Annotated in this window: 10 protein-coding genes and 2 tRNA genes; 8 read left to right on the forward strand and 4 right to left on the reverse strand. The window is 34.2% G+C overall.

Features of this window, described 5'->3' with window-relative positions:
• Positions 1–148: 148 nt before the first annotated feature.
• From KKG99_03465 to metG, 3 genes are all read right to left on the reverse strand, one after another.
• The gene (locus KKG99_03465) at positions 149–427 is read right to left on the reverse strand and encodes a LytTR family transcriptional regulator (GenBank protein MBU1012038.1); all 279 of its coding nucleotides are present in this window, start codon (positions 425–427) and stop codon (positions 149–151) included.
• 402 nt (positions 428–829) lie between these two features.
• A tRNA-Arg gene (locus KKG99_03470) sits at positions 830–901 on the reverse strand.
• 335 nt (positions 902–1,236) lie between these two features.
• The gene (metG, locus tag KKG99_03475) at positions 1,237–3,297 is read right to left on the reverse strand and encodes a methionine--tRNA ligase (protein MBU1012039.1); all 2,061 of its coding nucleotides are present in this window, start codon (positions 3,295–3,297) and stop codon (positions 1,237–1,239) included.
• A gap of 112 nt (positions 3,298–3,409) precedes the next feature.
• On the opposite strand from metG, the gene KKG99_03480 reads away from it, so the two are divergent.
• The 8 genes from KKG99_03480 (at position 3,410) to KKG99_03515 (ending at position 12,367) form a co-directional block, all read left to right on the forward strand.
• Complete coding sequence (locus tag KKG99_03480; GenBank protein MBU1012040.1) at positions 3,410–4,306, forward strand: LD-carboxypeptidase; 897 nt, start codon at positions 3,410–3,412, stop codon at positions 4,304–4,306.
• 12 nt (positions 4,307–4,318) lie between these two features.
• Positions 4,319–4,681: a YraN family protein gene (locus KKG99_03485; GenBank protein ID MBU1012041.1), complete on the forward strand. Its 363-nt coding sequence runs from the start codon at positions 4,319–4,321 to the stop codon at positions 4,679–4,681.
• A 176-nt stretch (positions 4,682–4,857) separates the two neighbouring features.
• Entirely contained in the window at positions 4,858–5,757 is a 900-nt protein-coding gene (locus KKG99_03490) for an rRNA pseudouridine synthase (protein MBU1012042.1), read from the forward strand.
• 146 nt (positions 5,758–5,903) lie between these two features.
• Positions 5,904–5,977 (forward strand) — tRNA-Asn (locus KKG99_03495).
• A 231-nt stretch (positions 5,978–6,208) separates the two neighbouring features.
• On the forward strand, positions 6,209–6,409 hold the full coding sequence (locus KKG99_03500) for a helix-turn-helix domain-containing protein (GenBank protein MBU1012043.1): 201 nt from the start codon (positions 6,209–6,211) through the stop codon (positions 6,407–6,409).
• Positions 6,399–9,293, forward strand: a complete 2,895-nt coding sequence (locus KKG99_03505) for a DEAD/DEAH box helicase family protein (protein ID MBU1012044.1) — start codon at positions 6,399–6,401, stop codon at positions 9,291–9,293. Before KKG99_03500 ends, KKG99_03505 begins: the two co-directional genes overlap by 11 nt.
• A gap of 3 nt (positions 9,294–9,296) precedes the next feature.
• A complete protein-coding gene (locus KKG99_03510) occupies positions 9,297–11,312 on the forward strand; it encodes a site-specific DNA-methyltransferase (GenBank protein MBU1012045.1) in 2,016 nt (671 codons plus the stop codon).
• Positions 11,312–12,367, forward strand: a complete 1,056-nt coding sequence (locus KKG99_03515) for a DUF3644 domain-containing protein (protein ID MBU1012046.1) — start codon at positions 11,312–11,314, stop codon at positions 12,365–12,367. The genes KKG99_03510 and KKG99_03515 overlap by 1 nt, the downstream gene beginning before the upstream one ends.
• Before the next feature lie 590 nt (positions 12,368–12,957).
• Here KKG99_03515 and KKG99_03520 read toward each other — a convergent pair.
• On the reverse strand, positions 12,958–13,572 hold the full coding sequence (locus KKG99_03520) for a recombinase family protein (GenBank protein MBU1012047.1): 615 nt from the start codon (positions 13,570–13,572) through the stop codon (positions 12,958–12,960).
• Positions 13,573–13,745: the final 173 nt, after the last annotated feature.

Below are 13,745 nucleotides of genomic sequence, written 5' to 3' on the forward strand. Positions count from 1 at the left end.
GATATCAATAAAAATATATAAGCTTTTTATATCAAAAGCAGAAATAGTAATTGACTTTGCAGAGCAGGCAGTTTGCTATATGAAGGCATATGATTTATATACAAAGACAAAATGCTTTTTCAATATTTCTTATTGAGTTAATACTAATTTATAATTCTGTTTTATTTGAAAAAACTATAATTGGTCTTTTATTTTTTTTAATTTCAATGCAATTATCAAAGTTTATTAAATAACTTCTATTTATTCTGAAAAAGTTATATCCTTCTAGTTCACAAGAGATTAATTTAAGAACCTTACAAGATGTTGCGACTAGATTTTTCGACACGATTTGCGTATAGGATCCTTCGGCTTTACAATATAAAATGTCATCGAGAAAAACTTTAGTCAATTTTTTTTCTGACTTAATAATAATAAATGGTTTAATCATCACTTTTAAGTATTATAAAAAAGTACTAAAACTAAGTGGGGAATAGTTGTTTATTCCTAAATAAGCAAAAAGGTAACCCTTAAAATTTAAATATTTATTTAACTAATTAGTTTTTGTAATGATACAAGCCACCATTATTTTATCAATAATATCTCATTTTAGAGTAGGTATATCTTGTCTACAAATAGGAATTCTTATTTCTTACATGACGTAACATGATTAACTTATCTTCCGTAATCTTATAAACAAAAAAATGGAACTTCCATAATAAAAGAATTCCGCTTTAAAATAATCTTACCAAGACTTCTCAATTTCGTTTCGCTTATCAGGATAAACTTCTCTTTCTTATTGTTAAGCCATAAAAAAACGAAACCCAAAATTAAATTGGATTTCGCTTTTGAGTAGCCCCGACAAGAATCGAACTTGTATCTAAAGTTTAGGAAACTTCCATTCTATCCGTTGAACTACGGGGCCTTTTTTAATGATTAATGTTGATTGAATAATGATAATTTTCAACTTGGCAAAAATAAAATATTTCTACTTAATAATTTCTTTTATTTTATTAATCAATATTCATTAAAAAATAATCATTTACCCCGAACGTTCCGTTCGGAACGGGCGGGTATCCCTTGAACCCCGCCTGAATGAATTCATTCGGGCAGGTATGAGGCCGTTTTTAATGATTAATGTTTATTGAAAATTTTGTATCTATTTTATTATCTGCGGCAAAATTAAGCGATTTTAGTAAAATTTTCACATATCTTCTATTAAACATATATCAATAAAAAATAAGCAATAAAAATAATCGCTTACTTAATCTCGCTTCCGTTATTAAAGTCTTCCGAAGGCTTTACAAAACAAAGCTTTCCTTCCGCATTTTCAGCCATTAAAATCATCCCTTGCGATACTATTCCTTTTAACATACGAGGGGCTAAATTTACCAGTACACTTACTTTTTGTCCGATAATCTCTTCTGCATTATAATATTCTGCAATGCCCGAAACAATGGTTCGTTTGTCAATGCCCGTATCTACAAGCAGTTTAAGCAATTTTTTTGTTTTAGTGATCTTCTCTGCTTCAACAATGGTAGCTGTTCTGATATCCATTTTAACAAAATCATCAAAAGTGATATCTTCTTTTTGTGGTGCTATTTTCACGTTATTTTTATTATTCTCAACTTTGGTATCCAAAAGTTTTTGGACCTGTGCTTCTATTTGTTCGTCTTCAATTTTTTCAAATAAAAACTCCGGTTCATTTAATTGATGTCCGGCTAACAGTAATTTGCTGTCACCTGCTGCTTCCCAATTCGAAACAGATAAATTGAGCATCTTAAGCAATTTTTTACTTGTAAAAGGAAGAAATGGCTCTGCCAATAAGGCTAGGTTGGCACAAATCTGAAGTGAGATATTAAGGATGGTTTTAACACGCTCCGTATCCGTTTTAAATACTTTCCATGGTTCGGTTTCGGTTAAGTATTTATTGCCCAATCTGGCTAAATTCATGAATTCATTCAATGCTTCCCGAAAACGGTAATTTTCAAGGCTGTTTGCAATTCTTTCAGGAAATTCCTTTAATTCATTAATAGCAGCATGATCCAATTCGGTCAATTCACCAAGTTCCGGAACAATCCCATCGAAATATTTCTTTGTTAACACCAAAGTACGGTTGGCAAAATTTCCGAAAATGGCCAACAATTCACTGTTATTTCTTGCCTGAAAATCCTTCCAAGTAAAATCATTATCTTTTGTTTCAGGAGCATTAGCACATAAAACGTACCTCAAAACATCTTGTTTCCCCGGAAAATCTTCCAAATATTCGTGCAACCAAACCGCCCAATTTCGTGAAGTCGAAATTTTATCACCCTCTAAATTCAAAAATTCGTTGGCAGGCACATTTTCGGGTAAAATATAAGTCCCCTCGTGTTTAAGAATTGCAGGAAAAATGATACAATGAAAAACAATATTATCCTTCCCAATGAAATGAAGCAATTTGGTATCCTTGTCCTTCCAGTAAGGTTTCCAATCAATGCCTTTTTCAGTTGCCCATTCTTTGGTTGCAGAAATATATCCGATAGGTGCATCAAACCACACATAAAGTACTTTTCCCTCAGCACCTTCAATCGGGACTTTTATGCCCCAATCCAAATCACGGGTTACAGCTCTGGCTTGCAATCCTTGATCAATCCATGATTTACATTGTCCATAAACATTCGATTTCCAATCATGTTTATGACCTTCAATAATCCATTTTCTTAACCAGCCCTCATATCTATCTAAAGGCAAATACCAATGCTTTGTTTCTTTAAGCTGAGGGGTGTTCCCTGTTAATGCAGATTTTGGATTAATCAAATCCGTGGCATTTAAGGTAGTGCCACAATTTTCGCACTGATCACCATAAGCTTTTTCATTGCCACAATGAGGGCAGGTTCCGATAATATATCGATCGGCTAAAAACTGATTTTTATCGTGATCGTAAAACTGTTCAGTTGTTTGCTCAATAAATTCGCCTTTGTCATAAAGCGTTTTAAAAATTTCGGATGCAGTTTCATGGTGCACCTTGTTTGAGGTCCGGGAATAAATGTCGAATGAAATTCCAAAATCTTCAAATGACTTTTTAATAATCCCATGATATTTATCGACAATTTGCTGAGGCGTAACTTTTTGTTGCTGGGCCTTAATTGTAATCGGAACCCCGTGTTCATCCGATCCACCAATAAAGACAACATCTTTACCTTTCATGCGTAAATACCTCGTATAGATATCGGCAGGGATATAAACACCGGCCAAATGGCCGATATGAATAGGACCATTCGCATAAGGTAAGGCAGAGGTAATGGTATAGCGTTTGAATTTTGACTGATTTTGTTCCATTTTCAATTTTTTCCAGTAACTTTCGGCAAAGTTAAGGATTTGTTTAATACTTACAATCCTGTGAATAATGAATAAAAACAGCTTATTCAAATCTTAAAATAAACGACACTTGATGATCACACCTGATTATTTATCCAAGGGAGATAAAATAGGCATAGTTGCCACTGCCAGAAAAATAGAATTAAATGAGTTAACATTAGCTTCTCAAACTTTTAGTGAATGGGGGCTTGAAGTTATTTACGGGAACAATCTTTTTAAAGAATGTAATCAGTTTGCCGGTAACGATGAGGAACGCATTGTGGATTTTCAAACGATGTTAAATGATGTCTCTATAAAAGCTATTATTTTTGCCAGAGGAGGCTATGGGACGGTTAGAATCTTAGATCAGGTTGACTGGAGTGGCTTCGTTAAAAAACCAAAATGGCTGATCGGGTTTAGCGATCTTACTTGTATTCATTCACATGTATATTCAAATTTCAGGATCGAGACATTACATGGAATCATGCCGCTTAATTTCGAAATGGCCTCCGAAGAATCAAAAAAAACATTGTATAAAGGCCTTTTTGGTGAACCGCTCAAGTATGAGATAAAAACCCATCCATTTAACAAAAATGGTAATGCAAAAGGAATTTTAATTGGTGGGAATCTATCACTCATCCATACCTTGAAAGGAAGTAAATCGGACATTAATACCGAAGGAGCGATACTTTTTTTAGAAGATCTGGACGAATATCTTTATCATATCGACCGAATGATGGTCAGTTTAAAAAGATCCGGTCATTTAAGCAAATTAGCAGGATTAATTGTTGGGGGCATGACTATAATGAATGATAATTCAATCTCTTTTGGTGAAACCGCTTATGAAATTATTCGCCGAAATGTTTCGGATTATGATTATCCGGTATGTTATAGCTTTCCGTCAGGTCATTTTCCTGATAACCGAGCTCTTATTTTAGGAAGAAAAATTAAGTTGATAGTCGGGGATAAAGTCAAAATTGATTTTAACTAAATATATTTAATGATGGCAGAACATAACGACCTTGGGGAAAAAGGCGAAGAGCTGGCCCGAAATTATCTCATCAAGAATAATTATAAAATCAGGGAGAAAAATTGGCGATTTGGGAAAAATGAAATCGACATAATCGCTGAAAATAATGATACGCTTGTGATTGCGGAAGTAAAAACCCGAAGTAGTCGTTTTTATGGTGAACCTGAGGTTTTTGTTACCAAAACCAAACAGCGATTTTTAATTAAGGCAGCCCACGCTTATATTATCCAAAACAACATTAATCTGGATTGTCGATTTGATATCCTCGCTGTAGTAATTACTCCCAATAAGGCAGAAATCCATCATATTCAAAAGGCATTTTACCCTATGCGTTAAGACTTTGAATTGCTGTTTGCAATTAGCTTTTAGCTATTGGTAAGGCTAACAGCTAATAACTAACAACTTGATGCTTACACAAAACATACCTATTAAGCTTATATAATGCAATCATCAACCAATAGTTGAATATCAGTCCTTAGATTAGTTGTAACTTTGCAAGCAAAATATTTATCATGGCTAAACAGGAAGCAAAAGGTTCACAGAAACATGGAGACTTTTCAAAGTTTATGAAACCTGGCAAAAAGCAAATAAAAGATCGAATCAAGGCCGACAAAAAGAGATCTGAAAAACCAACTAAAGCTGCAAGACTGCCAAAATCTGAAATTAAACCTATTGGCACCCTAAAAAGCACAAAACCTGAACCCATTAGGTTGAATAAATATATTGCCAACTCAGGAATTTGTTCACGTCGTGATGCTGACCAGTTAATTTTAAAAGGAGAAATTAAAATCAATGGAATTGTGGTCGCCGAACTTGGAACAAAGGTTAATCCTTACGATAAGGTCGAATATCAGGATAAGGCCCTCAGACCGGAAAAGCTTGTTTATCTGTTACTCAATAAGCCAAAGGGCTATATCACAACTACCGACGATCCTTTAGAGAGAAAAACAGTAATGAAGTTGGTTGAAAAAGCTTGTCAGGAAAGAATATTTCCGGTTGGACGTTTAGATTTGAACACAACCGGATTATTATTGTTTACGAATGATGGAGAACTGGCAAAAAAGCTGACCCATCCCAGACATGAAATTAAAAAGATATATCACGCAGTTTTGAGCAAACCCCTAACGCAGGAAGATTTCATCAAAATTGCTGAAGGCATTGAACTTGAAGACGGTCTCATAAAGGTCGACAAGATCGCTTTTGTGGAGACCGGGCAGGATAAAAAGCAAATTGGGATAGAACTTCATTCGGGCAAAAATCGAATCGTACGAAGGATCTTTGAAAGCTTGGGATACGATGTAATCCGGCTTGACAGGGTATCGTTTGCCGGATTGACCAAAAAAGATGTTCCCCGTGGAAAGTGGCGCTTACTTAAGGAACTTGAAATTAATCGTCTGAAAATGATTTCCTAATTTAAAAAAAGACAAAAAAATTAAGATTACGCTTGAGATTTAAAAATCTTATATTATCTTTGCCGCACTTTTTAAAAGTACCTCTTTCGTTCTTTGTCTAGGGTCCTGAGCGATCAGGGTTCATCAGAGGTTAAAAAGTAAAACATTCCTCCTTAGCTCAGCTGGTTAGAGCATCTGACTGTTAATCAGAGGGTCTCAGGTTCAAGTCCTGAAGGGGGAGCAACAACAATAAGGGTTTCAAGACATCAAGTCTTGAAACCTTTTTTTATGCGCAAGGTTTGAGCAAGGTTTTGGGAAGTCCCTCCCAAAAAACAAGAGTTCGAATATGTCCTTCTGTCTCATTTCAAAATCTATCTTGTGCATTGTTGATAAGTTTCTGATTGGTTTTTATCTTGCAAATTGAGATATAAAATACAAAAGATTATTTTAGTGGTCTGATAATTTAAAATCAATGAACAGAATTAAAGAAGTACTTGAAGAAAAAGGAATAAAGCAGACTTGGTTGGCTGACAAACTGGGGAAGAGTTACAATATGGTAAACTCATATGTGCAAAATAGACAACAACCAAGATTAGAAGTTTTATATCAGATTGCTGAAATACTTGAAGTTGAAGTAAAGGACTTATTAATAGAGAAGAAGGATGTTAAATAATATCATATATGAAAAGAAAAACCAGTGGTTACAGTCTGCCGACTGTACCATTGTTGATTTGGTAAAATATATTCGAGACAAAGGACAATTGCGAGATACTCAAATTGAAGCAATTGAGACCTATTTGTTTTTGAAAATTAAAGGACAAAATAAACCACTTTGGCAACTATTTATAGAGGGCTTTTTTACCAATGGCACCGACTTATCAAAACTGAATATTAATCAAGCTGCAAGGGATTTTTTAACTGAAAACAAATACGCCTTTGCCCTTTACGATTTTGCCAGAACTAAAAATGAAAAAGGAACATTGCTTCCTGAATTAGAAAAACTCATTATTGAAAAACCAACTGAATTAGATTATGAAACAATCATTAAAAGCATCTTCTACAATGTAAGCTATGCCGACTATTTAATGAGTTTACCAATGGGAGCAGGTAAGACGTTTCTAATGGCTGCTTTCATATATTTGGATTTGTATTTTGCCGACAACGAGCCTGAAAACAAATGCTTTGCCCATAATTTTTTAGTGTTAATTCCTTCTGGTTTAAAAAATTCAATTGTTCCCAGTTTAAAAACCATTGAAAATTTTGACCCTTCTTGGGTTTTGCCTGAGCCTTCGGCAAGCAAGCTGAAAAAGTTATTGAAATTTGATGTGCTGGACGAACAGAAATCAGCGAAAAAAAGTAACAAAGCAAGAAATCCAAATGCTCAAAAAGTAAATGCTTGTTTGCCGAATCCATTTGGGCAAGTTTTTGTTGTAAATGCCGAAAAAGTAATATTAGAAAGCTTTCGGTTTGATGCTCAAACAGAAATAGTTTATGATACTGACGAGGAAAAGGACACTGCAAATGATTTAAAAAGATTATTCGGGCAAATTCCGAACCTTACAATTTTAATTGATGAAGTACACCACGCTGCAACCGATGATATTAAATTACGGCAAGCTGTAAATTATTGGCAAAGCAAAGGGAATATCACAACCGTTTTAGGTTTTTCAGGAACGCCTTATTTACAAGGTGCAGAGACCATTAAAGCGGGAGATTACGCTTTCAAATTCTCGCAAATTACCAATACCGTTTATTATTATCCATTGGTAACGGCTATCAAAAAATTTCTTAAAAATCCAACGGTTAAAATCGGGCAAAACCTTGACCGTTTTCAGATTATCAAAAAGGGAATTGATGACTTTGATAAACTTTATAAAACCAAAGTTTACGACAATGGAACAATTGCAAAAATTGCAATCTATTGTAGTAACATTGAAGTATTGGAAGAAGAAGTTTATCCTTATTTAACTTCTGAACTAAAAATAAATCCTGTTGAAATTCTGAAATTTCACGGTGGAAATAAGAAATATACTTTACCCAAAGAAAATGAATTAGAGTTTCGTTCATTGGATTTGGCTATTTCAAAAAAGCGTTACATTCTTTTGGTGCAAGTAGGTAAGGAAGGTTGGGATTGCCCAAGTTTGACGGGTGTAATCCTTTCTCAAAAAGGTGACAGCCCACAAAATATGGTTTTACAAACTTCTTGCAGATGCTTACGCCAAGTTGACAAAGGTAAAGTAGAAACCGCATTGATTTGGCTGAATAAAGACAATGCCGACACATTGAACAAGCAGCTAAAACAAGAGCAAAACAGCAGCATTGAAGAGCTTAATAATACCAGACGAAATGGGCATGTAGAAATGGTAGAACGCCACAGTCGTTTAGATTTTTTGCAATTGCCAAAAGTGGAATTTTACCAAATGAAAGTAACTTACCAAAGTATTGATGAAGAAGAAACAGCCAATACCAAAGCAAAGCTGAAAGCCATTATTAAAAAGATGGAAGATTATAAGGCTTCGGCATTGATTACTACAAGTGAAATATCAAATTTAGATACTGGTAGCATTGACATTATTAAAGAAACAGGAATTGCCTTTGCCAATTATAATCAATGGCTTTTTGAAATTTCACGGGAAAGTTTCGGTGCAATTTCGGAAAAACAATTACATCAGTACAATAGTGAATTGATAGAAATATTTGAAACTGTATCTTTTGAAAAAGACGGAACCCGCTTTTTCAACGAACTTTACGATTTGCACCAAATTAAATCAAAAATTCGTGTTGCTTTCAGTATTAAAAGAGATTTGCAAACCGATACCGAAGTAATTCCAAAACATGCTGAATTATTGATTGCCGAACGTTTAACTGATGTAGAGAAAAACCCTAAACTATTTCCTAATGATGCAGACACAGCAAAAATTTTGGAATTAGACAGCAAAAACGAAAGCCTTGAAGTTGATATGTCCGAAGTAGAAAAGGCTTATCAATTAATGAAAGCAACAATGGAAGCGCAGGGAATGGGAAACTTTGTTCCACCAATTGAAAGCTATAAAACTCAATTTGATTTTTCGCCAATTGTAAAATCAAAAAATAATTCATTTCACTATTTACCTTACAATTTTGGAGGTAACGGAAGTAGTGGTTTTGAAATTGAAACCTTGCAAAAGGCTTTGCAATTATCTGATTTTAATAACAAACAATTAGAAATTTATTACAATGGCGAACGTGGTTTGACGGAATTTGTAATTAACTGCTTTGCTAAAGAAGGTAAGTATTGGAAAAACATAGGAAAATACACAACCGACTTTTTGATAATAAAGCGAACCGAAAAAGATAAAATTCACAAAGCCCTGCTTATTGAAACCAAAGGTGCTTTATATGCAGAAGACAAGGTTTTTCAGAAAAAGAAAAACTATGTGGAAACTGAGTTTTTAAAACTCAATCAAGAAAAATTCGGGTATCATCGTTTCGACTTCCTTTATTTGGAGGATAGTAAAAACATAGTAGCCAACATCACAAAATTGAACAATAAAATTAACAACTTTTTTAATGATTAAGATATGCCAGTAAAATACATCCCGTATTACCCGAACACGGTTGAAGGACAAGCCATTTTAGACAATATTACACGTAGTCAACGAGTTTTGCGTTACCGCGAAAACGACAAAGTTTACGACCGAATAAAACGGGGAATGCCCTATTACGAAGTAGAGCAATTGGAGACCGTTGGCGAACCATCTGAAAATTTGGTAATCCGTGGCGAATGTATTTCAGCTTGTGCTTACCTCAAAGAAAAAGGAATTAAAGTGGACTTGGTTTATATTGACCCACCTTTTGCTAGTGGTGCAGATTATGCTAAAAAGGTGTATTTGCGTAAAAACCCAAAACTTGCTGAAAAAGTAGCAGCAGCCGAACAAGAAATGGATATTGATGAACTCAAAGCATTTGAGGAAAAGATGTATGGCGATATTTGGCAAAAGGAAGATTACCTGAATTGGATGTATGAAAATCTGATGGCAATAAAAAGCGTGATGAGTGATACTGCAAGTATTTATTTACATCTTGATTGGCATATTTCACATTATGCAAAAATATTGATGGATGAGGTTTTTGGAGAGGATAATTTTGTTAATGAAATTATTTGGAGAAGAAAATTAGCAACTTCTTATGCTTCAAAACAATTTGGAATAACAAATGATACAATATTTTGGTACTGCATTGGTGATGAATATGTTTTTAATGCAGAGTATTCTTTAGAAGATGAAAATACCCAAAATTATCTTGCCGAAAGATTTGTTTATGATGATGGTGATGGTCGAAAATACATGAAATCACCTCTTGTTAACTCATTATTCCGTCCGAATCTAAAATATGTATTTAATGGCATAGAACCTCCTGAAAATGGTTGGTTATATAGCAAAACAAGAATGCAAGAGCTATTTAATAACAATGAACTTGTAATACCCGAAAATGGTACAGGTAGAATTTATCGAAAAATTTATGCGGATACATATCAAGGTCAACTAATTCAAAATTTATGGCTTGATATACCTATTGTAAACCCAATGGCAAAAGAACGATTGGATTATGCAACTCAAAAACCAGAAGCTTTATTACAACGAATCATAAAAGCCAGTAGCAATAAAAATATGATAATCGCAGATTTTTTTGGTGGCAGTGGAGTAACCGCAAAATCGGCAAACGACTTAGGCAGAAAATTTATTCATAACGATATTGGCATCAATAGTATACAAACCGTAAGAGATAGGCTAAAAGAAGCAAAGGCAAATTTTCAAATATTTGAAATTAAAGACGGTGTGAGTTTATTCCGTAATCCACAGCAAACAATGGATAAACTAGCAATACTTATTCCAGGCTTACAAAAAGGAGTAAAAGGAATTAGTAATTTTTGGTTTGGTGCCATTTCCAAGAGCAAAGAAGGAATTGTGCCTGTGTATGTTCCTAATTTGCTCAACACACAAGAAAAGGTTTTGGATATTCCAACAATTAATACCATCATTAATCAGGAATTGCAAAACTTAGAAGTGAATGCAAAAAAAGTAATCGTTTATTACATCGACATTGACGACCAAAAAGCATTAGAAAAATTCATAAAAGACAATAACGCCACCGAAATTGAAGTTGAACTAAAAGACCTTAAAAACCTGCTTCACGACGTAGTAATTGAAGATATTATTGAGTTTACGACCAGTGAAACCAAAGGTGTTTTTACAACCGAAATTACAAAATTGATAAGCGACCGATTAATTCAAAAAATTGGAGAGTTCAACCAAAAAGGGAATTTACAATCCGTAATCAAAGGCAAAAAATTTGAACCAATCAATATTAGCAACGAAGGATTAGAACTTATTGAGCTCATTGCCCTTGATTGTAAAAATACCGAAGGACAATGGCACAGCACAACCGAAATAAAGATTAACAAACTTGGCTATGTCATTAAAGACGGAGTTAAATCAAAAGAGTTTTGGGATGGTAAAATAGTAAGTGATACCAAACCGAAACGAATTAAAATAAGGAATATAAGTGGGGATGAAACGATAAGAGTCATTGAATAATGTCGAGAGGTTTACCATACAATGTAAAACAAAGCCTTGAAAAATCAAGAGATTCGGCATTGTTGGCTATTGAAACATACAATAAGCCAGCAATAAAGTTCCGTTCAGGAGGGTATATTGTGCTTATGGTAATTTCTTGGACTTCATTATTTCATGCCATATTTTTTAGAAAAAAAATAAAACCATTCAGAAGGGAGGAAGGTAGTAATCGCTTTAAAATCATAGAAAATGACTTCTGTTACTGGAACCTCAATGAATGTTTAAAGGAATATTTTAAATCTGATACTCAAAATCCCATTAAAAGCAATCTAGAGTTTTTCATTCCATTACGAAACAAGATTGAACACAAATCTTTGCCCGAAATAGATTCTGATTTATTTGCGGAATGTCAGGCTATGCTTCTTAATTATGATAAAATTCTTGAAAAGGAATTTGGTGTTGATTATTGCATACGTGAAAGTTTATCGTTTTCATTACAATTATTTCCATCTCCCCGTGGTCTTGTAGATGCTGTAAAATCAAACCCAGATGCAAAAAAGGTAAAGGATTTTATCAATCAATATCGTTCTTCACTTTCAACAGAAATTCTCGAGAGCGGTCAGTATTCTTTTAAAGCTTTTTTATTACAAGTTGTAAATCATAAATCTGCTGATTCATTACCAATACAATTTATTCGTTATGATGAATTATCAGAAGAAGAAAAAAGAAATGCTAACAGGATTGCAGCTCTAGTAAAAGTTAAAGAACGACCAGTTTCGGGTAAAGATTTATTAATGCCAGGTAAAGTTGTGGAAATTGTTCAACTTGGAATAGGTAATCCTAAAATAACCAAGAACAAAATGATTAAAAACAAATTCAATCATTATACACATACAAAATGTTGGAAAAAATATTCTGTAAGACCTGATAATGGTGATGCAACCCCTTCAAATACAAATACCAAATATTGTATTTATGATGAACCTTCGGGACAATATAGATATACAAAAGGTTGGACAGAGTTTCTGATTGAAAAAATGAAAATTGAGGATGAATATTGTGCTTTGTTCAAATAGACAAAGTTTTATATTCCTGCTCTATGGCTGGTCGCTATTTTATGCCAAAGCAGATTCAAGGCCAGCTATAGATTTTGTCTGCCTTAACGCCTAATCTGTAAATAATAAAACGAACGAAGAATCTATAAATCCTTCTCAGTTTTTAAGAAAATGTCCCAAAATTTTCAATTTAATTATCTAAAGAAAACCGGTTTTTGAGATTTCTGGCCCAAAAATTTTTATTTCACATACGGGATTATACCCAATTAATCACCCCCCCTAGAAACAACTATACTGAGGGGCGGTACGGCGGTAGCCCGGGTGGGGAGCCCATGGCCGGGGCGGAGGGAGGATGGTCACCGGGAAAAGTCGAAACTCAAACAGCAAATAATCCATATACCCCATTCCTGTAACCTACAATTAGTCTGTAAACCCAATAAATACAAGTCATCTACAAGGATGGTTTGCTGTTTGATTTGTATGGATGGAGATCCGGAACAATTTAGGCGAGATGGATCGCAGATCCTAAGACCAAAAAAAAGACCGTTTTTTTGATAGGAAAATGCAGGAAAGGGTAATTTGGATTATGGAGTTAAAGATTTGAACTAGGATTACCCCAAGATTTCATGTTTTTGTGCAGATTTTTTTACTTTCATTACCGTTCGAGTTGAGACTCCATTTACTTTACTTGTTTCACGAACGCTCAATCCTTTCTTTAATGACTTAACAACAGAAACACTTGTCTTTTTGTTTAAGAATTCCTTTTCGGATTCGTTTGTTCCACGAGGCCTACCAAGGACACCGCCATTCTGAACATATACCATGCGTCCAGTACTCGTCCTTTCTAAAATATTTTCCAATTCCATAGCATAAAGCGAACTCATGGTTGCACAAATGATCTTCCACACAGGATTCGGATTACCATCTGGACGAGATTGCAAACCAAGATTTCGGACTATTATGTTCACTCCTTTTGAGTCTAACCATTCGCAGACTGAAATACAATCCCCTACTGAACGACCTATGCGACTCAATTCTTCAATGTGAATTTCACTTACCTTATTATCTTCAACAAGCTTCACGAGTTCCTTTCCTTTGGGTCTTTCCCTAAATGGTATGGAGCCGCTTATTTTATCGAAAAGTACGAGGTCGTATTTATCTGTATCAGCATTGAATCTATTTCCACTCTGATTTATGGTTGAAACTCTATTGTATTTTATCTTCATATCGTGCTATATTTAATCCTAATATAAATGTAACACATTTATGCCATTCTGCCTAATATCCAGCTGGTTAATTTAAATTAAAAGTGCATTACTTTTTATTAAGATATTTTGTATCACACTTCAGGAAGTTAAACAGGATAAAAAATCTATCCTGATCCCGGAAGATCTATTTG

The sequence above is a fragment of the Bacteroidota bacterium genome (assembly GCA_018816945.1).
Classification (GTDB): Bacteria; Bacteroidota; Bacteroidia; order Bacteroidales.

Coding starts and splice junctions, on each gene's coding strand:
- KKG99_03505 (MBU1012044.1), top strand. CDS start 6,399: ATGTTAAATAATATCATATATGAAAAGAAAAACCAGTGGTTACAGTCT.
- metG (MBU1012039.1), bottom strand. CDS start 3,297: ATGGAACAAAATCAGTCAAAATTCAAACGCTATACCATTACCTCTGCC.
- KKG99_03520 (MBU1012047.1), bottom strand. CDS start 13,572: ATGAAGATAAAATACAATAGAGTTTCAACCATAAATCAGAGTGGAAAT.
- KKG99_03515 (MBU1012046.1), top strand. CDS start 11,312: ATGTCGAGAGGTTTACCATACAATGTAAAACAAAGCCTTGAAAAATCA.
- KKG99_03510 (MBU1012045.1), top strand. CDS start 9,297: ATGCCAGTAAAATACATCCCGTATTACCCGAACACGGTTGAAGGACAA.
- KKG99_03500 (MBU1012043.1), top strand. CDS start 6,209: ATGAACAGAATTAAAGAAGTACTTGAAGAAAAAGGAATAAAGCAGACT.
- KKG99_03490 (MBU1012042.1), top strand. CDS start 4,858: ATGGCTAAACAGGAAGCAAAAGGTTCACAGAAACATGGAGACTTTTCA.
- KKG99_03485 (MBU1012041.1), top strand. CDS start 4,319: ATGGCAGAACATAACGACCTTGGGGAAAAAGGCGAAGAGCTGGCCCGA.
- KKG99_03465 (MBU1012038.1), bottom strand. CDS start 427: ATGATTAAACCATTTATTATTATTAAGTCAGAAAAAAAATTGACTAAA.
- KKG99_03480 (MBU1012040.1), top strand. CDS start 3,410: ATGATCACACCTGATTATTTATCCAAGGGAGATAAAATAGGCATAGTT.